Origin of the sequence: Nigerium massiliense (assembly GCF_000826085.1) — a bacterium.
Lineage (GTDB): Bacteria > Actinomycetota > Actinomycetes > Propionibacteriales > Propionibacteriaceae > Propioniciclava > Propioniciclava massiliense.
Genome location: NZ_CCYM01000002.1, coordinates 503,156 through 526,759 on the forward strand (window position 1 = coordinate 503,156; position 23,604 = coordinate 526,759).

General features: G+C 71.2%; 19 protein-coding genes. 9 read left to right on the forward strand and 10 right to left on the reverse strand.

Annotated elements, in window-relative coordinates; translation table 11 throughout:
• The first annotated feature begins 44 nt into the window (after positions 1-44).
• The gene (locus BN1187_RS03775) at positions 45-701 is read left to right on the forward strand and encodes a GntR family transcriptional regulator (RefSeq protein WP_218184559.1); all 657 of its coding nucleotides are present in this window, start codon (positions 45-47) and stop codon (positions 699-701) included.
• 15 nt (positions 702-716) lie between these two features.
• Here BN1187_RS03775 and BN1187_RS03780 read toward each other — a convergent pair whose 3' ends face one another.
• The 3 genes from BN1187_RS03780 to BN1187_RS03790 form a co-directional block, all read right to left on the reverse strand.
• Positions 717-1,169 carry an aminoacyl-tRNA deacylase gene (locus BN1187_RS03780; RefSeq protein WP_040158854.1) on the reverse strand — a complete coding sequence of 151 codons (453 nt, stop codon included), beginning with the start codon at positions 1,167-1,169 and terminating at the stop codon, positions 717-719.
• The gene (locus BN1187_RS03785; RefSeq protein ID WP_040158857.1) at positions 1,166-2,374 is read right to left on the reverse strand and encodes an MFS transporter; all 1,209 of its coding nucleotides are present in this window, start codon (positions 2,372-2,374) and stop codon (positions 1,166-1,168) included. The genes BN1187_RS03780 and BN1187_RS03785 overlap by 4 nt, the downstream gene beginning before the upstream one ends.
• Positions 2,375-2,450: 76 nt before the next feature.
• Complete coding sequence (locus BN1187_RS03790) at positions 2,451-4,670, reverse strand: NADP-dependent isocitrate dehydrogenase (protein WP_040158859.1); 2,220 nt, start codon at positions 4,668-4,670, stop codon at positions 2,451-2,453.
• 260 nt (positions 4,671-4,930) lie between these two features.
• On the opposite strand from BN1187_RS03790, the gene BN1187_RS03795 reads away from it, so the two are divergent.
• A complete protein-coding gene (locus BN1187_RS03795) occupies positions 4,931-8,074 on the forward strand; it encodes a S8 family peptidase (protein WP_040158861.1) in 3,144 nt (1,047 codons plus the stop codon).
• A gap of 97 nt (positions 8,075-8,171) precedes the next feature.
• Here BN1187_RS03795 and BN1187_RS03800 read toward each other — a convergent pair whose 3' ends face one another.
• Complete coding sequence (locus tag BN1187_RS03800) at positions 8,172-8,453, reverse strand: hypothetical protein (RefSeq protein WP_052462252.1); 282 nt, start codon at positions 8,451-8,453, stop codon at positions 8,172-8,174.
• A 241-nt stretch (positions 8,454-8,694) separates the two neighbouring features.
• On the opposite strand from BN1187_RS03800, the gene BN1187_RS03805 reads away from it, so the two are divergent.
• Positions 8,695-10,428 carry a glycoside hydrolase family 13 protein gene (locus tag BN1187_RS03805; protein ID WP_052462253.1) on the forward strand — a complete coding sequence of 578 codons (1,734 nt, stop codon included), beginning with the start codon at positions 8,695-8,697 and terminating at the stop codon, positions 10,426-10,428.
• Positions 10,425-10,805 carry an iron chaperone gene (locus BN1187_RS03810; protein WP_040158865.1) on the forward strand — a complete coding sequence of 127 codons (381 nt, stop codon included), beginning with the start codon at positions 10,425-10,427 and terminating at the stop codon, positions 10,803-10,805. The genes BN1187_RS03805 and BN1187_RS03810 overlap by 4 nt, the downstream gene beginning before the upstream one ends.
• A gap of 98 nt (positions 10,806-10,903) precedes the next feature.
• Here the strand turns inward: BN1187_RS03810 and BN1187_RS03815 are convergent, their stop codons facing one another.
• The 5 genes from BN1187_RS03815 to BN1187_RS03835 form a co-directional block, all read right to left on the reverse strand.
• Positions 10,904-12,307, reverse strand: coding sequence for a glycerophosphoryl diester phosphodiesterase membrane domain-containing protein (locus tag BN1187_RS03815; RefSeq protein ID WP_162182373.1), 1,404 nt, complete (start codon positions 12,305-12,307; stop codon positions 10,904-10,906).
• A 50-nt stretch (positions 12,308-12,357) separates the two neighbouring features.
• Positions 12,358-13,452: an AmmeMemoRadiSam system radical SAM enzyme gene (amrS, locus tag BN1187_RS03820; protein ID WP_040158871.1), complete on the reverse strand. Its 1,095-nt coding sequence runs from the start codon at positions 13,450-13,452 to the stop codon at positions 12,358-12,360.
• Positions 13,452-14,003 (reverse strand): AmmeMemoRadiSam system protein A, encoded by a 552-nt coding sequence (amrA, locus tag BN1187_RS03825; RefSeq protein WP_040158872.1) that lies wholly within the window; start codon positions 14,001-14,003, stop codon positions 13,452-13,454. Before amrA ends, amrS begins: the two co-directional genes overlap by 1 nt.
• Positions 14,000-14,845 (reverse strand): AmmeMemoRadiSam system protein B, encoded by an 846-nt coding sequence (amrB, locus tag BN1187_RS03830; protein WP_218184561.1) that lies wholly within the window; start codon positions 14,843-14,845, stop codon positions 14,000-14,002. The genes amrA and amrB overlap by 4 nt, the downstream gene beginning before the upstream one ends.
• A gap of 87 nt (positions 14,846-14,932) precedes the next feature.
• Entirely contained in the window at positions 14,933-16,846 is a 1,914-nt protein-coding gene (locus tag BN1187_RS03835; protein WP_040158874.1) for a penicillin-binding transpeptidase domain-containing protein, read from the reverse strand.
• Between the two features lie 108 nt (positions 16,847-16,954).
• On the opposite strand from BN1187_RS03835, the gene BN1187_RS03840 reads away from it, so the two are divergent.
• The 3 genes from BN1187_RS03840 to BN1187_RS03850 all read left to right on the forward strand — a co-directional run bounded on the left by BN1187_RS03840 (position 16,955) and on the right by BN1187_RS03850 (position 19,523).
• Entirely contained in the window at positions 16,955-18,409 is a 1,455-nt protein-coding gene (locus tag BN1187_RS03840; protein WP_040158877.1) for an outer membrane protein assembly factor BamB family protein, read from the forward strand.
• A gap of 71 nt (positions 18,410-18,480) precedes the next feature.
• Positions 18,481-18,696 carry a hypothetical protein gene (locus BN1187_RS14210; RefSeq protein WP_040158879.1) on the forward strand — a complete coding sequence of 72 codons (216 nt, stop codon included), beginning with the start codon at positions 18,481-18,483 and terminating at the stop codon, positions 18,694-18,696.
• Between the two features lie 5 nt (positions 18,697-18,701).
• The gene (locus tag BN1187_RS03850) at positions 18,702-19,523 is read left to right on the forward strand and encodes a sugar phosphate isomerase/epimerase family protein (protein WP_040158882.1); all 822 of its coding nucleotides are present in this window, start codon (positions 18,702-18,704) and stop codon (positions 19,521-19,523) included.
• Positions 19,524-19,537: 14 nt separating this feature from the next.
• Here the strand turns inward: BN1187_RS03850 and BN1187_RS15085 are convergent, their stop codons facing one another.
• Positions 19,538-20,824, reverse strand: coding sequence for a DUF5134 domain-containing protein (locus tag BN1187_RS15085; RefSeq protein WP_082034479.1), 1,287 nt, complete (start codon positions 20,822-20,824; stop codon positions 19,538-19,540).
• Between the two features lie 409 nt (positions 20,825-21,233).
• Between BN1187_RS15085 and ctlX the strand changes: the two genes are divergently transcribed.
• Positions 21,234-22,214, forward strand: coding sequence for a citrulline utilization hydrolase CtlX (gene ctlX, locus BN1187_RS03860; RefSeq protein ID WP_052462418.1), 981 nt, complete (start codon positions 21,234-21,236; stop codon positions 22,212-22,214).
• A 474-nt stretch (positions 22,215-22,688) separates the two neighbouring features.
• Positions 22,689-23,585, forward strand: coding sequence for a transporter substrate-binding domain-containing protein (locus tag BN1187_RS03865; RefSeq protein WP_235750583.1), 897 nt, complete (start codon positions 22,689-22,691; stop codon positions 23,583-23,585).
• The last annotated feature ends 19 nt before the right edge of the window (positions 23,586-23,604 follow it).

Genomic DNA, 23,604 nt, shown 5'->3' on the forward strand with positions numbered 1-23,604 from the left:
TTGCTAATCTCGTTGAGCCCCACCCGAGAAGCCGGAGGATCCACGTGGCGCCTCGCTCCAAGTCGCAACTGGTCTACGACGACCTGCGCCAGCGCATCGCCGACGGCGAGTACTCCCCCGGCTACCGTCTCGTACTGTCGCGCGTCGCCGAGCAGCACCAGGTCTCGCCCGTTCCCGTGCGCGAGGCGTTGCGCCGACTGGAGGCCGAGGGGCTCATCCGCTACACCCACAACGTCGGCGCCGAGGTCGTGGGCGTCGACCGCGCCGAGTACGCCCAGGTGATGGAGGCCCTCGCGGTTCTCGAGGGCGCGAGCACCGCCCTGGCCGCTCCCCTCGCGACCCCCGAGGTGCTCGGCCACGCCCGCGAGCTCAATGCCGAGATGCGGCACGTCCGCGAGCACGGCATGGAGCCCCTGCTGTTCACGAAGCTCAACGAGGAGTTCCACAAGGTGCTGTGCGCGCCGTGCCCCAACCCGCACCTGTTGGAGATCCTGGGCCGCGAGTGGGACCGCATGGCGCAGGTGCGCCACTCGACGTTCACCTACGTCCCCGACCGCTCGCTGACGTCGGTCGAGGAGCACGAGAACATCCTCCGGCTGATCGAGGCGGGCGCGCCCGCGCGAGAGATCGAGACCGCCTGCCGCGAACACAAGCTCCGCACGCTGGCCCGGTTCCTCGAGGAACGGCGCCGCGCCTCCTGACCCGGACGAACGCCGTCAGTCGACGATGTCCGCGCGCTGCGCGCCGAGGGCGGCGAGCGCCGCGTCGGCGTTCAGCAGCAGCCCGGCGTTCGGTTCCCCGGCGCCCAACGAGATCGGCCCGGCGATGGACGCGTCCGCGATCACCGGCCACGCGCGCGTCGAGCCGAAGGGCGTGATCGTCCCGCGGGCGTACCCGGTGACGTCCTTGGCGGTGGCGGCGTCCGGCATGGACAGGCGGTTGACGCCCAGCAGCGCGCGCAGCTTCGGCCAGGAGAACCCCTTGTCGCCCGGCACCAGGACGAACACGTAGTCGTCCTCGCCGCGGCGCACGACCAGGGTCTTGACCAGGGCGCGCGGCTCGATCCCGCGCAGGCGGGCGGCTTCCTCGAGCGACGTCACCGGCGCGTGCCGGACGAGGCGCGCGTCGAGGCCGAGCGCCTCCGCGGCGGTCAGGGCGGGGTTCGTCACGGCGTCACCTCCACGAGGCTGCCCTGGCCCCTCACGCGCCCGCGCAGGTGGCCCGACAGGGCGACGATGGCGGCCATGGCCACCGGCATGATGATGAGCGCGATGCGCAGCGACGTGGCGTCCGAGACGAATCCCACCAGCGGCGGCATGATGACGAATCCCAGCCGCAGGATCCAGTTCACGACCACGAGTCCAGCGCCGTGCGGCAGCCCCGCCAGCTCGTCGGCGGTGGCGTAGACCGCCGGGACGATCGTCGCGACCCCCCACCCGGCGCAGGCGTAGCCGATCAGGACGAGCGGGACGGACGGGAACAGCAGCGCCAGCCCCATGCCGGCGGCACCGAGGGTGCAGCCGACCTGCGCGACCCGCCGGTTGCCGAACCGGTCGACGAGGCGGTCGCCGGTGAGGCGTCCGATCGTCTGCGCGCCGACCAGGGAAACGACGCCCAACCCCGCCACCGCCGGGGAGGCGCCGAGGTCGCCGCGCAGGAACAGCGCGCTCCAGCTGAAGCCGGCGTCCTCGATGCTAGCGCCGAACGCCGCGATCAGGCCGAGGGCGATCAGCGGCCACCACATCGCCCGCGGGACGCGGGCCGGCGGGGCGGCGTCCGACTGGGCGTCGGGCTCCTTGTCGTGCCCGGGCAGCAGATGCGGGCGCAGCAGCACGTTGATGAGGATCAGCAGCGCGCCGAACCCGAGGGCGTGCCAGGGCAGCGGCAGCGCGATGCCGGCGAAGAACGCGCCGACCAGGCCGCCGCAGACCGCGCCGAAGCTCCAGAACGCGTGGAACGCGTTGTTGATCGACCGGCCGTAGCCGCGCTGCACGCGCAAGCCGTGGCTGTTCATCGCGATGTCGGTGTAGACGTCGACCGAACTCATGAGGAACACGAACGCCGCGAACAGCCACGGGTTCGGCGCGTTGAGCACCAGCCCCGCGAAGACCACCTGCGCGACCTGCGCCCACGTGGCGACGCGCGCCGAGCCGAACCGGCGCAGCAGCGGGCTGGTGAACGCGCCCGCGATCAGCGCGCCGAACGGCCCGACGGCGAGCGCCAGGCCGAAGAAGGCGTTGGGGATGTCGAGGTTGTCCTTCACCAGGGGGTAGCGCGGAACGACCGACGCGATGGTGGCGCCGTTGAGCCAGAAGAGGGCGGCGACGGCCCAGCGGGCGCGGCGCAGCCGCAGGGACGGGGTCGGTGCGTTCATGGTTCCTATCGCGGACAGCTCGGGACAGACGAGGGCTCCCGGCACCCTCAGCGGATGCCGGGAACCAGCCGGTGGATCAGGCCTTGCTCAGCGCGTCGATGATGCCGTTGAGCGTCTCGGACGGCCGCATCACCTTCGCCGCCTTGGCGTCGTCGGGACGGTAGTAGCCGCCGATGTCGGCCGGGCTGCCCTGGACGGCGAGCAGTTCGGAGTCGATCGTCGACTCGGCCTGCGTGAGCTGGTCGGCGATCGGCTTGAACGCCTCGGCCAGCTCGGCGTCGTCGGTCTGCTTCGCCAACTCCTGGGCCCAGTAGAGCGCCAGGTAGAAGTGCGAGCCGCGGTTGTCGATCTGGCCCACCTTGCGGGCCGGCGACTTGCCCTCGTTGAGCAGCGTCTCGGTCGCCCGGTCGAGCGCACCGGCGAGCACCCGCGCACGGGGGTTGTCGTCGGAGTCGGCCAGGTGCCGCAGGCTCTCGGCCAGGGCGAGGAACTCGCCGAGGGAATCCCACCGCAGGTAGTTCTCCTCCAGCAGCTGCTGCACGTGCTTGGGGGCCGAACCGCCGGCGCCGGTCTCGAACAGGCCGCCGCCGTTCATCAGCGGGACGACCGACAGCATCTTCGCGCTGGTCCCCAGCTCGAGGATCGGGAAGAGGTCGGTGTTGTAGTCGCGCAGCACGTTGCCGGTGACGGAGATGGTGTCCTCGCCCCGGCGGATGCGCTCGATCGAGTACGTCGTGGCGTCGATGGGCGTCATGATGCGGATCTCGAGGCCGTCGGTGTCGTGGTCGCCGAGGTAGCGCTCGACCTTCTCGATGAGGTTGCGGTCGTGCGCGCGCTCCGGGTCGAGCCAGAACACGGCCGGCGTCTCGGACGCGCGGGCGCGGGTGACGGCCAGCTTCACCCAGTCCTGAATCGGGGCGTCCTTGGTCTGGCAGGCGCGCCAGATGTCGCCCTTGGCGACCTCGTGCTCGAGCAGGACCTTCCCGTTCTCGTCGACGACCTGCACCGTGCCGGGCGCCTCGATCTCGAAAGTCTTGTCGTGGCTGCCGTACTCCTCGGCCTTCTGCGCCATGAGGCCGACGTTCGGCACCGAGCCCATCGTGGTCGGGTCGTAGGCGCCGTTGGCGCGGCAGTCGTCGATCACGGCCTGGTAGATGCCGGCGTAGCTGGAGTCGGGGATGACGGCCAGGGTGTCCTGGGTCTCGCCCTTGGCGTTCCACATCTGGCCGGACGTGCGGATCATGGCCGGCATGGAGGCGTCCACGATGACGTCGGAGGGGACGTGCAGGTTGGTGATGCCCTTGTCGGAGTTCACCATCGCCAGCGCGGGCCCCTCGGCGAGCTCGCGGTCGAAGGACGCCCGGATCTCGGCCCCGCCGTCCAGGGACTCCAGCCCGCTGAAGATGCCTGCCAGGCCGTTGTTGGCGCTGAGGCCGGCGGCCTCGAGCTTGTCGCCGTAGCGGGCGAAGGTGCCCGGGAAGAATGCGCGCACGACGTGGCCGAAGATGATCGGGTCGGAGACCTTCATCATGGTGGCCTTGAGGTGCGTGGAGAACAGGATGCCCTCGTCGGCGGCCCGGCGCACCTGGTCGGCGAGGAAGGTGTCCAGCGCCTCCGCGGACATGACGGTGCCGTCGAGCACCTCGCCCTCCTGCAGCTTCAGCCCCTCCTTCAGCGGGGTGACGGTGCCGTCGGTGGCGACGTGCTGGATGGTGACGGTCGTCGGGGCGTCCAGGACGACCGACTTCTCGTTGTGGCGGAAGTCACCCTCCCCCATGGTGGCGACGTTGGTCTTGGAGTCCTTCGACCACGCGCCCATCGAGTGCGGGTGCGCCTTGGCGTAGTTCTTCACCGCTGCGGGGGCGCGGCGGTCGGAGTTGCCCTCGCGCAGGACGGGGTTCACGGCGCTGCCCTTGACGCTGTCATAGGCCGCGCGGATGCGCTTCTCCTCGTCGGTGGAAGGGTTGTCCGGGTAGTCGGGCACCTGGATGCCCTGGTCCTGCAACTCCTTGATCGCGGCCTTCAGCTGCGGCATGGACGCGGAGATGTTCGGCAGCTTGATGATGTTGGCCTCGGGCGACTTGGCCAGCTCACCCAGCTCCGCCAGGTCGTCGGACGCCTGCTGCTCGGCGGGCAGGAAGTCGGCCAGCGCCGCGACGATGCGGCCGGCGAGCGAGATGTCCCGCGTCTCCACGTCGATGCCCGCGGTCGAGGTGAAGGCCTCGACGATCGGCAGCAAAGAATAGGTGGCGAGCATCGGGGCCTCGTCCGTATGGGTGTAGATGATCTTGGCCATGAGCGTGCTCTTCTCCCTCGGTCGTCACGAATGGTCGCAGGTATCCCGCTCACCCTATCGACGCGCATGGTCCCGGGCCAACGACCCCTGTCTGGGGCCACCCCGGCACGGAGTCGCGGCCGATCACAACTTGAAATTGTTAACACCCGGCCTCAGGTGGACTTTCTCAGCCTCTTCACAGCCAAATCACGCGGAGGATACGGTTCCCCCACGCGCGATCCCGCGTTGCCCTCCGTAGCCCCGAAAGGCTGGGACCACCCTTGCGACGAAGCAAAATCCTGATCGCCACGGGCATCTTCGCCCTGGCACTGCCTGCGACGGCGGCCTCCGCCGCCCCCAACCCGGCGGACAAGTTCCTGCCGGCGCCCTCGTCGGGACGCATTGATTCCTCGGTCCTCCCGGCATCCCTCCAGGACGATTCCCGCGTCGACGTCATCGTGCAGATGAAGGGCGATCCGGTCGCCGTCGTCGAGGCCAAGACGCCCGGCACGCTCTCGAGCTCGCAGCGCGCGTCGATCCGCTCGAAGCTGGCCAAGCAGCAGGACGCGATCTCCGGCGACATCGCCCGCAAGGGAGGCCGCATCGAGGCCACGATGCAGTCGGCGTACAACGGCATCCGGGTGAGCGTGAAGCGCAACCAGGTGCCGGCCATCGCCAAGCTGAGCAACGTTGCGGGCATCCACGGCGTCACCACGTTCACGCGGAACAACGCCACCAGCGTCCCGTTCCTCGGCGTCCCGCAGGTGTGGAAGAACACCGGCTACACCGGCAAGAACGTCCGGGTCGCCATCATCGACACCGGCATCGACTACACCCACGCCGACTTCGGCGGTCCGGGCACCGTCGAGGCCTACACCAAGGCGCACGCCACCGAGACGCAGCCGGCCGATCCGGCGCTGTTCGGCCCGAACGCCCCGCGCGTTAAGGGCGGCTGGGACTTCGTGGGCGACAACTACGACGCCAACAAGCCCGACTCCGTCGCGAAGCCGGACCCGAACCCGCTCGACTGCCAGGGGCACGGCAGCCACGTCGCCGGCACCACCGCCGGTGGCGGCGTGACCGCCGACGGCAAGGCCTACACCGGCCCGTACGACGACACCACCCCGTCGAAGAAGTTCAAGGTGGGCCCGGGCGTCGCCCCGCAGGCCGACCTGTACGCGGTGCGCGTCTTCGGCTGCTCCGGCTCGACCAACGTCACCACCGAGGCCATCGACTGGGCCGTCAAGAACGGCATGAACGTCGTCAACATGTCGCTCGGCTCGCCGTACGGCCGGGTCGACGATCCGACCGCCGTGGCCGCCGCCAACGCGGTCGCCTCCGGCGTCGTCGTCGTCACGTCCGCGGGCAACAGCGGCCCCAACCCGTACATCACGGGCGCTCCGGGCGTCGGCCGCGGGGTCATCTCCGTCGCCGCGATGGACGCCACCGAGTCCTACCCCGGCGCGAACATCAAGCTGCCGGACGGCTCGACGGTCGGTGCGGTGAACGCCAACGGCGCCCCCATTCCGACCACCCCGTTCACCGTCGTCGTCCTGAAGGACGACCCGGCCACGACCGAGGACGAGTCCCTCGGCTGCTCCACCGAGGCCTACACGAAGAACGGCGTCAACTCCGCCAGCCAGCTCGCGGTGTCCAAGCGCGGCACCTGCGCCCGCGTCGCCAAGGCGATCTGGGCGCAGAAGGCCGGCGCCGGCGCCGCCCTGATGATCAACAACGCGCCGATCTTCCCGCCGTACGAGGGCGAGATCACCGAGGACCCGGACACCGGCGAGAAGTACACGGTCACGATCCCGTTCCTCGGCGTCCGCTCCACCGACGGCCCCAAGATCGTCGCCGCCGAGGGCAAGCAGGTCACGCTCGCGGCCGCGCCGCTGGCCAACCCGGGCTTCCGCAAGTACGGCTCGTTCTCGTCCGGCGGCCCGCGTAACGGCGACTCCGGCCTGAAGCCGGCCGTCAGCGCGCCGGGCGTCTCGATCGCGTCCGCGGGCGTTGGCACCGGCAGCGACGTCGCCATCATGTCCGGCACCTCGATGGCGTCCCCGCACGTCGCCGGCGTCGCCGCGCTGACCGTGCAGGCCCACCCGGGCTGGACGGCGTCCGACGTCTCCGCGGCGATCGTCTCCACCGCCGATCCGTCCGGCCAGCTCGACTACCGCCTCACGCTGGGCGGCGCGGGTCTGGTCGACACGGCGCAGTCGGTGAGCACCAAGGCGATCGCCACCGGCGACACCTACGTCGCCAACGGCATGACCTACAAGGAGCCGAGCCTCTCCTTCGGCTTCCAGGAGTCGACGACCAACTTCCGGGGTTCCAAGACGGTCACGGTCATCAACCACGGCACGAAGGCGATGACGTTCACCGCGTCCAACGAGGCCACCCCGCAGTCGCGTCCGGCGACCGTGCGGTTCAGCCCCGCCAAGGTGACCGTCCAGCCCGGCGGCCAGGCCACGCTGAAGGTGAACCTCACCGCCCGCGTCAAGGACGTCATGACCTCGACGATGTCGAAGGACCAGTTCAACTTCCGGGAGGTCTCCGGCAACGTGAAGCTGACCTCCGGCAACGAGACCCTGCGGGTTCCCTACCTGCTGGTTCCCCGCGGGGACACCAAGCTGACGGCCACCTCCGTCGGCGCGATCAAGCAGAACGGCACCACCCAGGTGCGGCTGGCCAACCGCGGCGGCGCGTACGCCGCCAACGCGGACTTCTTCACCTGGGGTCTGCAGGACGCCGCCGGCGACGTCACCCGGGCCGGTTCCGCGCCGGCCAACGGTGAGGACAAGCTGACGGTCCCGACCGGTCTCGACCTGCGGGCCGCGGGTGTCCAGGCGTCCGACATGGCCGGCGGCGGCAAGATGCTGGTCTTCGCGATCAACAACCACGACCGGTTCTCGAACGCGGCCACCAACGAGTACGACGTCAACATCGACACGAACGGCGACAACAAGCCGGACTACGTCGTGCTGGCTGCCGACTCGGGCCAGATCCGCTCCGGTGACGCCGACGGCCTCTCCGAGGTCTTCGTCTACAACGTGGCGACCAAGGCGCTCAGCTCGTCCGGGTACCTCAGCGTCGCCCCGACCGACAGCGGCACCGTGCTGCTGCCCGTCGAGGCCGCCGACCTCGGGCTGACGCAGGCCAAGGGTCCGTTCTCGTACTCGGTGATGAGCTCCTCCCTCGAGGGCCCGTTCAGCGACACCATGAGCGGCGTCGCCACGTACAACCCGTGGAACAAGGCGATCTCCGACGACCACTTCGTGACCGTCGGCATCAACAAGACCGCCACCCAGACCCTCTCGTCGAACGGTGCCGCCTTCGCGCAGCAGAAGCCGCTCGGCTCGATGGTCGTCTCGCTCGACAACGCGGCCGGCGCCCCGGAGGCCATCCTCCTGCCGGCGGCCAAGTAACCCGCTAGACCAGCAGCGCCCCGCCGATCAGTCGGCGGGGCGCTGTTGCGCGTCCGGGGTCAGGCGGGGCGGGCACACACAGCCGCGGGGCGCACCGTCAGCGGATGCCTTCGCACAGCATCGGCGTGCCGCCGCGACCGAATCGGTAGTCGTACTGCTCGCCGCCGGCCTCGACGATCACCCAGAGGCCCTCCTCGATGGCCTGGGTGTACATGCGCCCGGGCTGGGGGCAGCCGAGCGAGCCGTTCGGCCAGGTGACCGCCTCGCTTTTGACGACCGTGATCTCGTCGGTGACGCCCCGGGCGGCGAGGTCGTCCTGGATCGCCGTGCGCCGATCGCCGGGCAGGTCGACGGGCGTGCCCGAGGGGCTGGGGCCCATGGGCGGGGCGGTCTGGAACGGCAGGCTGGGCGGGGTTCGGGCTGGGGGTCACGGTGGCTCCTTGACAGGCGGTGAGGCACGTGAGGGCGCAGGCTGCCGCGAGGGCGGCGCTGAGCCGCGGGGAGGGACGCCGGCGTCCGTTCATCTCGACTCCTCGGACCGGATGGATGTGCTGCTCCCAGCCTAAGGCGCACCGCAAGGTCGGTTGATTCTGGCCCCTTCGGCCGCGAGTCTGGGGGCCATGACATCACCTCAGCGTGGCAACGCCCGCCCGTCCGTGCTCGACGATCCGCAGTGGTGGCGTTCCGCCGTGGTGTACCAGATCTATCCGCGCTCGTTCGCCGACGCGAACGGCGACGGCACGGGCGACGTCCGCGGCATGATCGACCGGCTGCCCTACCTGGCGGAGCTGGGCGTGGACGCCGTGTGGGTGAGCCCCTGGTATCCGTCCCCGCTGCTGGACGGCGGCTACGACGTCGCCGACTACCGCGACATCTCCCCCGACTACGGGACGCTGGCCGACGCCGACGCGTTCGTCTCCCGCGCGCACGAGCTGGGCCTGCGGGTCCTCATCGACCTCGTGCCGAACCACAGCTCCTGGGAGCACCCCTGGTTCAAGGCCGCGGTGGCGGCCGGTCCCGGCTCGACGGAGCGCGACCTGTTCATCTTCCGCGATGGCCGTGGCCCGGGAGGCGACGAGCCCCCGAACAACTGGGGCGGTATGTTCGGCGGCCCGGCGTGGACGCGGGTGACGGAGCCCGATGGGACGCCCGGCCAGTGGTACCTGCACCTGTTCGACCCGAGCCAGCCCGACTGGAACTGGACCAACCCGAAGGTCGCCGACGAGTTCGACTCGATCCTGCGGTTTTGGTTCGACCGCGGCGTGGACGGGTTCCGCATCGACGTGGCGAACTCGATGGCCAAGGACATGGCGCTGCCGGACGTCCGGGTCGATCCGCTGACCGGCTACGGCACCACCGAGTCCTTCGAGGGCGCGCCCGCCTGGGACCACGCCGACCTGCCGCCCATCCACCGCCGCTGGCGCGAGGTCGCGGACTCCTATGCCGACACCGAACTCGGCCCCCGCGTCTTCGTGGCCGAGGCCTACCTCGACCCCATCGAGCGGCTGATCCGCTACGTCGACCCCGGACGCCTGCACACCACGTTCAACTTCGACGCGATGCTGTCGCAGTGGTCGGCCGACTCTCAGCGAGCGGTGATCACCAAGACCCTGGTCGCCCACCACACGGTCGGCGCGCCCGCCACCTGGGTGCTGGGGAACCACGACAACGTCCGCGTCGCGACCCGGTACGGCAAAGCGGTCACCGGCATCGACTTCTCCGCCGACGACCCATTCAGCCTGTCCTCGCTGGAGTTCGATCAGCAGGTGGCGGCGATGCCGGTCGACATCGAGCTCGGACGCCGCCGCGCCCGCGCGGCCGCGCTGCTCGAGCTGGCGCTGCCCGGCGGGGCGTACGTCTACCAGGGCGAGGAGCTCGGGCTCGACGAGGTCGAGGACCTGCCCGAGGACTCCCTGCAGGACCCGACCTGGGAGCGTTCCGGGCACACGGTGCGCGGCCGGGACGGCTGCCGCGTCCCGCTGCCGTGGTCGGGCACCGAGCCGCCGTTCGGGTTCGGCCCGTCCGACCGGCAGCCCTGGCTGCCTCAGCCGGAGCACTGGGCGGGACTCACGGTGCAGGCGCAGTCCGACGACCCGACCAGCACGCTGAACCTGTATCGCGCGGCGCTGGCCGAGCGGCACGCCAATCCGGCGCTCGGCGACGGCGTCCTCGACTGGCACCCGCTCAACGGTGGCGACGTGGTGGCGTTCACCCGCGGTGACCGCTTCGCCTGCGTGGTGAACTTCGGCGCCGCCGAGGTGGACCTCCCCGCGGGGTCCGAGGTGATCGTCGCGTCGTCCCCCGTCGACGGCGGACGCCTGCCGGGCTACGCCGCGGTCTGGCTACGCCTGTGAGCGACGTCGGCGGTCGCTCCAGCGCGGTCGACCGCTACATCGCGGGGTCGGGCGAGAAGCAGCGCGAGCTCATGACCGAGCTGCGGGCGTTGATCGCGGAACTGGCGCCGGAGGCGTCCGAGAAGATCAGCTACGGCATGCCGACGTTCGACCTCAACGGCAACCTGGTGCACTTCGCCGCGTTCGACCGCCACGTCGGCTTCTACCCCGGCGCGGACGGGGTCGCGTTCGCCGAGGACCGGCTCGCCGGGTTCACCCACGCGAAGGGGTCCATCCGGTTCCCGCTCGACCGGCCGCTGCCCGTCGAACTCGTCCGCGACATCGTGGAGTTCCGCGTCGCGCAGAATCGGGCTAAGCCGACCAAGCGGCGGCGCTGAGCGGCGGCAACCCGGCGGTCCCGCTGCCGCGACGTGCTGGCAGAAGACGCACGAAGGCCCCGGCCAGCCGATGCTGTCCGGGGCCTCGGGTTGTCGGATCAGGACAGCGGCTCGTCGGGGCGGCGGCCGTCGTAGCGCCCCTCGTCCCTCGGGCGTCCGTCGTCGGCCCGGCCGCCCTGGTCGCCGAACGAAGCGTCGGTAGCGCCCGGGTCCTGCTCAACGGGCCGGCGGAACGTCTGGTCGTCCTGGCCCGTGGGCTGCTGCCACCGCTCGGGCTGCTGGCCGTACTGACCGCCCTGGTCGGGGCGAGCGGACTGGCCGTACTGCTGCTGGCCGTCCAGGTTCTGCTGCCCGTACTGCTGTCCGTACTGGTTCTGCTGGTCCCCGTACTGGTTCGGCTGCCCGTACTGCTGCTGGGCGTAGCCGTCCTGCTGGCCGTACTGGTTGGGCTGGCCGTACTCACCCTGCTGTGGGTACTGGCCGTACTGGTCCGGCTGACCGCCGGCGCCCCGTTCGACGCCGGGCTGGGCGTAGCCGCCGGCCACCGCGGAGCCGTTCGGCGCCTGCGGGTAGGCGCCGACCGGCTGACCGGCGCGCTGGTCGCGGGCGAGCTGATCGAGGTACATGACGCTGACGTAGATCTGCACGAACGGCGTGATGAGCAGCGACACCACGAGCCAGATGAGCGACACGATCACGACCATCGCGATGGCGCCGGGCGGCAGGGAGCCGCGGCTCGAGACTCGGGCCAGCGACGGCCCGAGCAGGGCGATCGACACGAAGTACAGCACCAGGAACACCGCGTCGATCGCGAGGACGCCGACGATGTAGGTGCCCAGGGTCCGCCAGAAGTGCCCCTTGGTCAGCTGCCAGGACCGGCCGAGCGAGTCGAACCCGCCGCGTCCCTCGAGAGCCATCGTGGGGATCAGGTAGATCCACCGCACGCTGAAGAAGACGATCACCGCGATCAACGCCAGGTAGAGCAACATCCCGACGCCCATCATCGACGTCGCGGTGCCGACCGACCCGCGGCTTCCGGTGCCCGAGAACAGCGCGCCGAGGCCGCCGAACATCATGCCGAGGATCAGCGCGATGACGAACATCCCCACGTAGAGGAGCACGAGGAGGCCGAAGATCTTCATCATCATGCCCCGGGTGCGCTCGATGAGGTCACCGAAGGTGGGTTGCCGGCCGGACGCCAGGTCGTACGTCGCCAGGCTCATCATCCCGTAGGCGCGGTACTGAAGCAGGGAGGCGGCGATCGTGCCGACGATCAGCACGAGGCCGGCGACGAGCGCCAGGCCGGGGTTGGGCTGGCTGCGTTGGGCCGTGGCGGCGAGCATGATCGCGATACCGATGCCGATGACCACGAAGAGCAGCACCAACGGGAGCAGGAGTAGTCCGATGAAGAGGAACGGCCGCGATTTGAGCACCGCGAGCGCTCCGGAGAAGACGTCGCCGACGCCCATGGGGCTCGGCCGTAGCTGTGGGGCGGTTGCCATGGCCGTCATCGTAGGGAACGCCCGGACCAGGGCCCGTGCGTCCCACTACGTCATCGACCGAGCCTGATCGGGAGGCGCCGCGGGCCGAAACGTCCCGGCTTCGGGTCGAACCGTCCGGCCACGGCCGCGCCGCAGGACGGGCACGACCCGGCCTCGCCGGCGACGTCCAGGTGGAAGCCCTTCAGCGCGTACCAGTCGCGGACGATCAGCGCCCGGTGACAGCCCGGGCAGAACGTGGTGTCGCCCGCGACGTCGTGGACGTTGCCGGTGTAGGCGTAGCGCACGCCAGCGTCCAGGGCGATCTGCCGCGCCCGCGTGAGCGTCGCCGGCGGGGTCGGCGGGACGTCGCGCATGCGATGGTCGGGGTGGAACGCCGAGAAGTGCAGCGGGACGTCCGGGCCGAGCTCGGCGACGATCCAGGACGTCATCGCGCGCAGCTCGCCGTCGGAGTCGTTGTGGCCGGGGATGATCAGCGTGGTCAACTCGAACCAGACGTCCGTGTGCTGCCGCAGGTAGACCAGCGTGTCGAGCACGGGCCGCAGGCGGGCGCCCGTGATGCGGCGGTAGAAGTCGTCGGTGAACGCCTTCAGATCGATGTTGGCGGCGTCCATCGCGCCGAAGAAGTCGCGCCTGGCTTCGGGGTTCACGTAGCCGGCGGTGACGCCGACGTTGAGGATGTCTCGCTCGCGGCAGGCCTGCGCGACGTCGATCGCGTACTCGGTGAAGATCAGCGGATCGTTGTAGGTGTAGGCCACTGAACGGCAGCCGTGGGCCAGGGCGGCGTCCGCGATCTGGGTGGCCGAGGCCTGGTCCTGCAGGCGGTCCATCTCGCGGGACTTCGAGATGTCCCAGTTCTGGCAGAACTTGCAGCCCAGGTTGCAGCCCGCCGTGCCGAAGCTCAGCACGGACGTCCCCGGGTGGAAGTGCGCGAGCGGCTTCTTCTCGATCGGGTCGATGCAGAAGCCTGAGCTGCGCCCGTCGGTCGTCAGCACGAGGCGGCCGTCCTTGTTGGCCCGGACGAAGCAGAAGCCGCGCTGGCCGTCGCGGAGCCGGCACTCGCGCGGACACAGGTCGCATTCGATGCGCCCGTCGGGCAGCGGCTTCCAGTAGTTGGCGGGGCGGCCCTCGATGACGTCGGCGCCCATCATTCCTCCCAGGCCGTGACGGTGTAGCGGGACAGCCGGGTGCCGTCGCCCCAGCCCCGGACCCCGGCCTTGCGGTAGAGGTGGCCGAGGAACTCCCGCGGGGTAGGCAGTTGCTCCCACACCTGCGGCAGAAACGTCCCCCGGCGTGACCCGTCCGCCAGGATCACGCCGTCGACGCCCGGGCGCAACGCGCTCAGCGCCTCGTCCTCGGACGCCGCTGGCAGCGGTTCCGGGGCCGACAGCACCGACACCTCGACGCGGACGCCGTCCAGCTCCCGCCGGGTCAGCGCTGGGAAGCGCGGATCGCGGACGGCCGCGGCGATCGCGTTGGCGGTGACGTCCTCGCCCAGCGGACGCCAGGCTTCCAGCGAGCCGATGCACCCGCGCAGGCGTCCGGCCTCGGTGAGGGTGACGAACGCCGCGCCGGGATCGGCGAGCCAGGAGGGCTGGGTGGGCACGGCGAGGCCGCGTCCCTCGAGGTGCGCGGCGATGGCTGCGCGGGCCAGCGGCAACAGCACCTTGCCCGCGTCCGGCGGAAGGGTCTGGGTCATGACGCCTCCTCGGCTGGTCGGGCGGCCTCTTGTTCCTCGTGGCGAGGTTCGGCGACCTCGAAGGACGCGTAGCCGACGACCCGACGAAGGTCGCCCGCAGTGTCGCCGGAGTTGCAGGCGCCCAGCAGCTCGGGGCGAAGCCCGCGGCGGCGGCATGCCTCGAGGAGCCCGTTGAGCGGGGACGCCCCGCAGGCGCGGCGGTGGTCGATCGGGACGCCGAGGCTGAGCACCTGATCGATCGTGGCGGCGTCGGTTTCGCGGGCGTCGTCGTAGGGCAGGTAGTGGGACAGGTCGGTGCTGACGACGATCAGGGTCTCGGGACCGCCCCACAGCGCCTCCAGGACGTCGGCGGTCAGCGCGGGCTCGGCGTCGCCGACGGCGAGCGGGACGAGCTCGAAGTCGCCGAGCACGGTCTGCAGGAACGGGACGTGGACTTCGAGGGAGTGCTCGTCGCGGTGGACGTCCGGGCGCCGCTCGACGCCGGGCAGGTCGTCGGCGGCCGCGCTGATCGGGACGTCCCCCAACGGCGTGCGGAACGTGCGCGCGCCGGGCGTCGCGAGGCCACGGGTGTAGACGCGGTGGCACGGACCGAGCAGGACGACGCGGGAGACCTCGTCGCGGCGCCGCTCGGCCCGGGCGTAGGCGAGCGCCGCGGTCGAACCCGAGTACACGTAGCCGGCGTGCGGGGCGACGATCGCCTTCGGTGCGGGGGCGTCCGGCCGGACGTCCGCGCGGGCGGCGTCCAGGAAGTCGAGGATCATCGGGGCGAGGACGCGCGGGTCAGCCGGGTAGAACGTCCCGGCGACAGCGGGTTGGCGGACGGTTCCCATCTCGACCTCCACGATGCCGATTCGTTCCCCTCACCCTACGCGCCGCCCGGCCGCCCCGGGCCACCCCGCGGTGGGGGTCAGCCGGAGGGCCGCCCCACGTCAGCCCCTTACGGCGGTGAGGAAGTCGCGCATCAGCGGTCCTGCGGTCTTGGCGCCGCTGGTGCCGTCCTCGACGAACACGGCGACGGCGAGGTCGCCCTGGAGGGCGATGACCCACGCGTGGAACCGGACCGGCGCGGCCCCGTAGCTGGCGGTCCCGGTCTTGGCGAACACCTGGCCGCCCGGCAGACCGCGCAGGACGCCGGCGCCGCCCTCGGTGACGGTCGCCGCCATCAACTGCTTGAGCTGGGCCCGCTCGGCCGCGGTCAGCGGAGCCGCAGGCGCGGGGGCGGAGGCGGGCGCGCGTCCAGCGAGCAGGACGGGACGAACCCGCTGTCCCTTCTCGATGGACGCCGCGACCGTCGCCATGCCCAACGGCGACGCCAGCACCTTGCCCTGCCCGATCATGGACGCCGCGTGCTCGACGCTCGGCGCCTGCTCGGGCACCTCCCCGAGGAAGCCGGGCAGGCCGAGGTCGGGGGCGATGTCGAGGCCCAGCGCGTCCCCGGCTTGACGCAGCTGCGCCTGACCGACGCGGCCGCGGTCGCCGATGAACGCGGTGTTGCAGGAGTGGGCGAACGCCGTCGTCAGCGGCACCTGGCCCAGCGCCGAGGCCGGGTAGCCCTGGAAGTTGTCGAAGCGCATGCCGCCCACCAAGATCGCCGGGGCACACGTCACCGTGGACGCCGGCGTGCGTCCCGCGCGCAGCATGCCGAGCCCGCTGACCGTCTTGAACGTCGAACCCGGCGCGTACCGCCCCAGGGTCGCGGTCGAGTAGCCGTTCGATCCCGGCCCCGATGCCGCCGCCAGGACGTGACCGTCGCTCGGCCGGATCGCGACGATGGCGCTGGCCGGCTTCACCGGGGCAAGGACGCGCTCGGCCTGGCTCTGCAGCCGGGCGTCCAAGGTGAGGGTCAGGTCGGCGCCGTCGGCGGCCGGGATCGCGTACAGCTCGCGTCCCGTGGCCGGATCGGAGCGCAACACGGCCTGGATCTCGTAGCCGGCCCGCCCGCGCAGCGTGGCGTCGTAGCGCCCCTGCAGGCCGGTCAACCCGGCGAGTTCTCCGGGCCTGATGGCGCCCTTGCTGTTCGCGACGGCCGCCGCGTCCGCCTCGCCGACGACGCCGAGCAGGGGCCGGGCGAACGACGAGCTGATGGCCAGCGGGCGCACCGTGTCGATCGGGCGCACGCCGTCGATCGCGGACGCCCTGTCGGCCTGCTCCTTCTGGGTCGGGTCGTTGTCGCGCAGGACGGCCGCCTCGAGGTACGCCTTCGGCCCGGCCTTCTGCACGCGCGCGGCGTACGCGGCCGGGTCGATGCCGACGACCTGCGCCAATGCCCGCGCGGACGCGACCGCCGTCGCGGCGTCCACCAGCGTCTTGTCGATGCCGACCCGGGTTGCCGGCTGGTTGGACGCCAACCGGACGCCCCCGGCGCCCAGGATCTCGCCGCGGGTCGGCTGCAGCCGGCGTCCGCGCAGGCGCTCGTGGTCGCCGAGGCCGGGAGCGACGAGTTCGGGCGTCCAGGACGCCTTCCAGGCGTCGCCCGTCTTCGTCAGCTGAAGGGTGGTGTCGTACGCCCACGCGGGCGAGCCCGCCAGCACGGGCCAGGAGTAGTGGAGCCGGGCGACCGCGCTGTTCTTGTCCGACCCGATGGCGACCTCGCCCAGCGTGACCTGGGGGTCGACGGCGATGCCGCGGGTGATCTCGGTGAACTCGGCGGCGGGGTCGACGCCGACGGTGCGGTGGAAGTCGTCGTCGTTCAGGGCGCGCGCGGCGATCTCGGCGGCGACGTCTCCGGCTTTCGCCCGAGCCTGCTGCTCCGAGAGGAAGCCACGCCCGAGCGCCACGCCGACACCCGCGACGATCCCCGCGATCACCAGGACCGCGACGAGGATCTTCCACGAACGCGACATGTGTCCTATGACACCACGTCCCGGCGTGGGACACCCGTCGGTTCGAGCAATGTCGGCCGGGACGGGCATGATGGGGCAACGCTGCACAGGACGAGGAAGGGGTGAACGATGGCGAACCCCGCTGGCGCGCGTCCGAAGGAGCCCGAATCGGAGGGCTTGGGCAACGCGCACGGCGACGGCCCGCGCCCCGGGTTCGCGCGAGGCACGAACCCGCCCGGAGCCGCCGGGCCATCGGCCGCCGTGCCGCCCATCGCTCCCCCGCCGGCGGCGTCCGGGCGTCCGCCGCGTCGGCGTCGTCGCCGCCCGTCGCCGAAGCTGATCGCCCTCGTCCTCGCTGTGCTGCTCGTGGCGCTGGCCCTCGTCGCCGCGCTGATCGTCGTCAAGCCGTGGGACCGCCCGGCCCCGGGGTCGCAGCCCGCGTTGCCCGACCTGCCCGCGGCCCCGAAGGCCGCCTGGACCGCCGAGATCGGCGAGGGCGTCGTCCCCCAGGCGGTGCTCGACCCGGGCCGCGACGATCCCGCGCGCAAAGACCGGCTGCTGCTGGATACCCTCGCCGGCGACGGCCGCCTGACCGCGCTCAACACCGCCGACGGCACGGTCGCCTGGCGCTCGCCGCAGCTCTACGACGCGCGGTGCGTCCTCGGCCACGCCGGAATCGTCGCGTGCCTCGCGGACACCACCGTCCACCTCTTCGACCTGCGCGACGGGCACCCCACCGGCACCTTCGAGGTCGCCGGCACCGTGGCCGACCTGGCCGGCACCCCGGACGGCCTGCTCGTCCTCGACTACGACTCTGCGAAGGCCAGCCCGATCGCGCTGCGGCAGTACTCGTGGACGGGCGTCCAGGGCTGGACGCGCGAGATCGCCCCGGGCGGGGACTACCTCGGCACCCCGGAGGGTCCACGGCTCCACGTCGACGGCGACCGCGCGGTGGTCACCGCCCAAGGCGCCGCCGGCGCCGACGACGCCCGCGGGCAGGTCGTCCGGGTGAGCGACGGCGTCCCTGTCACCGACAAGCCGGGCGCCTACGGGTTCGCCGGCAACGGGCTGATCGCCCGTCTCACCCCCGAGCAGACCACCGAGTTGCTGTCGCGCGACGGACGTCCCCAGGGCGTCCTGCCCGGGACGCTGATCGACCTGACCGGCGACGCCGCCCCCGCCGACCGGCCGCTCTTCGTCCTCGGCGAGCAGGGCGTCTCTCGGGTCGACCAGCGCGGCACCGTGCTGTGGACGTCGACCGATGTGTCGCTGCCGGGGGTCGTGTGCGGCGACACGGTGCTGGAGGGGATGGACGGGCACATCACCGCCCTCGACTTCGCCACCGGCGTGCGTCGCTGGCAGGAGTCGACTACAATGTCCGATTCGGCACTCACCTGCAACGGGACGCGCGTCATCGCCAGCCCCGGCCCAGGTGGGCAGGACGTCGGCGGCAAGCCCGGCGCCGCGGCCTTCGACCTTGCGAGCGGACATCGCCTCTGGCAGGTGGACGGTCTCGCCGCGGTCTTCCCAACCACCGCGGGGCTGCTCAGTGCCGACCCGGGTCTCGTGACCCTGTACCGCTGAACCACACGGGGAGCCGTCGCATCCTCACTGCCGCGCGACTACCCTGGACACCCCAACAAGGAGAACTACCCATGAGCAAGTACGACCTCGACAAGGTCACCCTCGGCGAGTTGCTCGCCGACCCCAAGGTGGTGGCGATCGTCGACGAGTACGCCCCCGGCATCACCAAAAACCCCGCCGCCGCGATGGTGAAGGGCATGAAGGCGTCTTCGGCCATCCACATGGCCAGCGGGTTCGTCCCGGCCGAGACCGTGCAGAGCGTCTGCTCCCGCATCGAGAACCTCTGAGTTCGGTGCGCTGGCGACTCAGCGGATTCGTCGACGAGGCTGCCCCCACCCTTCGCGGTCAGGTCAGGCTGGCCCAGGCCGCCGACCTGGACGCGATCGAGCTCCGGCTCGCCCTGGGGCGTCCGGTGCTGCGCTGGGACGACCGGACGGTCGAGCGGGCCGCCTCGCTCGTCGCCGCCGCCGGGCTCGGAGTCTCGTGCGTGGCGACGGGGCTGGGCAAGCAGGAGCCCGGGCTGACCCCGCGCGCCATGCTCGACGACTTCCAGCGCGCCTGCGATGTGGCCCACAAGGTCGGCTGCCGCAACATCCGCGCGTTCTCGTTCCGTGTTCCGGAGGGAACCGAGGATCGGTACGCCCCGCTGGTCACCGACCGGCTCGGGGAGTTGACGACGCTCAGCGAGGGCGCCGACGTCGTCCTCTTGCTGGAGAACGAGAAGGGCACCGTCGGTTCGTCGCCCGAGCGCTGCGCGGCGATCGCGAGCGACATCTCGTCGGAGCGTTTCCGGTTGATCTTCGATCCGGCGAACTTCGTCCAGTGCGGCCACCGTCCCGCGACGGACGCCTACCCGCTGCTGCGGCCGTGGGTCGCCGCCCTGCACGTGAAGGACGCCGACGCGCACACCGGACGCGTCGTCCCCGCCGGCCAGGGCGACGGCCAGTTGCCCGAACTCATCGCCGCGCTGAAGGCGGACGGCTTCGACGGCACGGCGTCCATCGAGCCACACCTGGGGCTGGGCGGGCGCGGCGGTCCGTCGTCGCCGAGCCGCTGGCGCGAGGCCGCCAACGCCTTCCGCGCGCTGGTGAACAACGCCGGACTCGACGCCTGACGCCGACAACGGCGTCAGAACGACAGCAGCCCCATGAACGGGAGCAGCGGGGTCAGCAACCCGGTGCTCATCCAGAACATGCCGAAGCTCATCGCGAAGCCGGCCAGTCGCGCCAGCCGGGCCCGGGTCACGCTGCCGGGCGCCGGGGCGCAGCCGTTCTCACCGGCGACGTGCTCGTTGAGCAGGCCGTCGGGTTCCGCTGCGGCCTGCGGCGCCGCCACCACCCGTTCCTCCAGCAGCAGGCCCCCGGGCGAGGACGTCCGCGGCGCGGGAGGGGTCTCGGGGTCGTTCGACACAGCGAACGCGGACGCCGGGCGCAGCGCCGTCCGCAGGTCGGCGATCGCCGCCCACAGCAGGTAGACCATGAAGGGCACGCCGACGATCGCGGTGATCATCGGGGTGCCGAGACCGCCCGCCATCGAACCATGGCCCATCGAGCCGCCCATGCCGTGACCGCGGGCGGCGTGCATCGCCGCCATCCCGCCCAGGTGCCAGACCATCGCGCCGAACATCGCGGCGTGTCCGGCGAAGTGGCGACCCGCCCGCCCACTGCGGCCGGCGAACGCCTGAAGGGCGAGCACGAGGAACCACACCGTCCCGGCCACGAACAACCCGATCAGGGCGGGCATACCCACGACGCCCGCCAGCGGAACCCACGTCACCGGCGCGATCATCGCCAGCATCACCACCGACATCAGCAGGTGAAGCACGTTCGAGATGCGCTGCCTCCCGGTCTGGGGACGGGTCGACTCATACGCCGACCAGGCGGCGGTGAACGCGAACAGCAGGAGCAGGCCGACGAACTTCACCGGCGTGTCCGAGAAGATGAACATGGCTTTCCTTGCTTGACGGGATCCGGGAGACAGTCGTGACGGTGTCCAGGGGACAGGCGGCCACACGCCGAAGCGAAAGCACGCCCACGCCGGATTCTCGCACCACATCACCTTGTCGCGCTCGATGAGGTCGCGGCGCCGCCCCGCGATGCGGGAAGGCAGCGTGCCCGCAGGGCCGATCTGCGCGGATGGCAGCGTGCCCGCAAGGCCCATCTGCGCGGATGGCAGCGTGCCCGCAAGGCCCATCTGCGCGGATGGCAGCGTGCCCGCAAGGCCCATCTGCGCGGATGGCAGCGTGCCCGCAAGGCCCATCTGCGGATGGCAGCGTGCGGGCGAGTCACTCTGCGCGGGGGCAGCGTGACCGCAAACCCAATCTTCGCGTCGGCAGCGCGATCGCCCCCAACCCGCGCGCCCGACGGAGGGGCGGGGGTTGCCGACGCGACTGTCCGCGCGTTGGCAGCGAAGCATAACGGGATTATCCTGCCACTAGATTTCACCCCTCCAAGACCAAATGGCCGTGACAAGGGGTGATAGGAGCGATCAGCTTCGGGCCGACCAGCGATTGGCAGGATAATCCCGTTATGCTTCTCGCTCGTTCCCTCCCGGCGCGAACCGGGCGAGCCCGGGACAGCACGATCAACGAGCCAGGGTTGCGGAACGCTCGAGGTTCGCTCATCGCCCTTCGCGACCGTTCCGCGCGAACCTGGGCGGCGCGTCGGCACGCTGGGGACTCATCGTCACTGAGCTCTCCCGTCCCTGCGATCACCCCTGCGCCCCATCGCTGCACGGGCAACCACCCGGTGGCGCCTCGCCCCATCGCCTGAGAACATCGTGCCGTAGCGGTGAATCGCGACGAATGATGCAGGGGGAATGCGACATGAAGCTCAATCATCAAGCACCGAACGCGGTCGTCATGGTGCGACCGCACTACTTCACTCCCAACCCCGAGACGGCGGCCGACAACGTGTTCCAACTGCCCCGCCCGGAGGTCACCGCGGACACCCTCGCAGCCCGCGCGCTGGCGGAGTTCGACGGGGCGGTCCGGCGGTTGATGGAGGCCGGCGTCCGCGTCCACGTCTTCGATGACCTGGGACGCGACACGCCCGACTCTGTGTTCCCGAACAACTGGGTCTCCACCCACCACGGGGGGCGCGTCGCGATCTACCCGATGGCCGCACCGAGCCGCCGGGGCGAGCGCCGCGCGGACATCATCGAGCTGCTCAAGCGCGAGTACCGCGTCCAGGAGGTCATCGACTACTCCGGGCTCGAGAACGATCGGCTGTTCCTCGAGGGCACGGGCGCGATGGTGCTCGATCACCTCGAGCGGGTGGCGTACGTGGGGGCGTCCAACCGCGCCGACCCGCTGATCCTCGAACGGTTCTGCACCAGCTTCGGCTACGAACCGATGGTGTTCGCCAACGTCGACCCGGCCGGCAAGCCGATCTACCACACCAACGTGATCATGAGCATCGCCACGGAGTTCGCGATCGTCTGCACCGAGGTGATGTCGGACGCCCACCGCCGCGACGAGATCATCGCCCGGCTGCGCGACTCCGGGCGCGACATCATCGACATCTCTTGGGACCAGGTCAACGAGTTCGCCGGCAACGCTCTCGAGGTGTCCGGCACCGACCGTCGCTACCTGGCGCTGTCCACGCGGGCGGCCGCGGCGTTCACCGACGACCAACGCGCCGCGATGGAGCGCAGCGCCGAGCTGCTCCCCCTCCCGGTGCCGACGATCGAGCTGTCCGGTGGGTCGGTGCGCTGCATGCTCGCCGGCGTCCACCTGTCCCGGCGCGGCGCCGGGGACCCGACCCCCGCCGACCTGTCGTCTGCACGCCCCGCCCCCGCAGCCTGACCCGGGCCGCCGTGGCGGACGGGCGGAGGGCGGGGTGTTCGCCCCTTCGATCTGGACGGCACTGCGAACCACGGGGGCCATGGCCCGAAACCGCCAGGTCGACGGACACAGACTCGGGCTGCCGAAGCGGACGCCCGACCGCTCGTGTCGGACGCCCGACCGCGCATGCCGGACGCCCGCCAGCTCATCCCGGACGCATCACCGCGTCCTGCTGATGGACGCCCTCGGCGCCCTCGTCACGGGATGGTAACGTCTAGACCATGTTCGCTAGGCAGCTGATCGTTCCCGCGTCGATGGACGCCGGTCGCTGCCTGTGTTGTTGTCGCTGATCAGGCGACGCCCCGGCGCGGCTGCTGCCCGCCCCGTTTCTCCGTGATCGTGCGTGAGCGCCAATCGACGCCCCGTCGCCTCCTCGCGTTTCGTCGTCGCATTCCCGCGACCCAACCCCTCGCACCCCCGGAAATGGAGTCACCAGTGTCATCACGTCGTCCCGCGGCACCCGGCCGCGGCGCCTGGGCGGTCCTCGCCCTCGTCCTCTCGTTCGTGCTCGCCCTCGCGGGCTGCGCGTCCCCCGGCCCGGACCCGGCCGCCACCGCCAGCAACGCCCCCACCGACATCGTCGGCGCGCGCACGCCCGACCAGATCAAGCAGGCCGGCACCATCCGGCTGGGCGTCTTCTCCGACAAGGCCCCGTTCGGCTACGTCGACTCGTCCGGCAACTACGCCGGCTACGACATCGAGTACGGCAACCGCATCGGCCAGGACCTCGGCGTCACGGTGCAGTACGTACCCGTCGAGGCGGCGTCCCGCGTGGAGTTCCTCGAGAGCGGCAAGGTGGACGTCATCCTGGCGAACTTCACCGTGACGCCCGAGCGCGCCCAGAAGGTCGACTTCGCCAACCCGTACATGAAGGTCTCCCTCGGCGCGGTCAGCCCGAAGGACGCCCCCGTCACGTCCGAGGACGCGATGGCCGGCAAGAAGATCATCGTCGTGAAGGGCACCACCGCCGACACGTACCTGACCACCAAGCACCCCGACTTCCAGGTGACGAAGTTCGAGCAGTACACCGAGGCCACCAACGCGCTGGCCGACGGACGCGGCGACGTCTGGGTCACCGACAACACCGAGGCGCTGGCCTACACCAAGCAGAACGACAAGTTCGTCACGTCGATCTCGAGCTTCGGCTCCGCCGACACCATCGCCGCGGCCGTCCAGAAGGGCAACGCCCCCCTCCGCGACTGGCTGAACGAGGAGCTCGTCACGCTCGGCAAGGAGCAGTTCTTCCACAAGGCCTACGACAAGACCCTCAAGCCGGTCTACGGCACCGAGGTCTCCCCCGACGAGCTGGTCGTCGAGGGCGGCAAGGCCTGACCCCTCGGACGTCCCGGCC

Excerpts from the sequence above, each read along its gene's own strand:
- BN1187_RS03785 (WP_040158857.1), bottom strand. The coding sequence starts at position 2,374 with ATGAACGCACCGACCCCGTCCCTGCGGCTGCGCCGCGCCCGCTGGGCC.
- BN1187_RS03790 (WP_040158859.1), bottom strand. The coding sequence starts at position 4,670 with ATGGCCAAGATCATCTACACCCATACGGACGAGGCCCCGATGCTCGCC.
- BN1187_RS03800 (WP_052462252.1), bottom strand. The coding sequence starts at position 8,453 with ATGGGCCCCAGCCCCTCGGGCACGCCCGTCGACCTGCCCGGCGATCGG.
- BN1187_RS03805 (WP_052462253.1), top strand. The coding sequence starts at position 8,695 with ATGACATCACCTCAGCGTGGCAACGCCCGCCCGTCCGTGCTCGACGAT.
- BN1187_RS03815 (WP_162182373.1), bottom strand. The coding sequence starts at position 12,307 with ATGGCAACCGCCCCACAGCTACGGCCGAGCCCCATGGGCGTCGGCGAC.
- amrS (WP_040158871.1), bottom strand. The coding sequence starts at position 13,452 with ATGGGCGCCGACGTCATCGAGGGCCGCCCCGCCAACTACTGGAAGCCG.
- amrA (WP_040158872.1), bottom strand. The coding sequence starts at position 14,003 with ATGACCCAGACCCTTCCGCCGGACGCGGGCAAGGTGCTGTTGCCGCTG.
- BN1187_RS03835 (WP_040158874.1), bottom strand. The coding sequence starts at position 16,846 with ATGTCGCGTTCGTGGAAGATCCTCGTCGCGGTCCTGGTGATCGCGGGG.
- BN1187_RS03840 (WP_040158877.1), top strand. The coding sequence starts at position 16,955 with ATGGCGAACCCCGCTGGCGCGCGTCCGAAGGAGCCCGAATCGGAGGGC.
- BN1187_RS14210 (WP_040158879.1), top strand. The coding sequence starts at position 18,481 with ATGAGCAAGTACGACCTCGACAAGGTCACCCTCGGCGAGTTGCTCGCC.
- BN1187_RS15085 (WP_082034479.1), bottom strand. The coding sequence starts at position 20,824 with ATGCTTCGCTGCCAACGCGCGGACAGTCGCGTCGGCAACCCCCGCCCC.
- ctlX (WP_052462418.1), top strand. The coding sequence starts at position 21,234 with ATGAAGCTCAATCATCAAGCACCGAACGCGGTCGTCATGGTGCGACCG.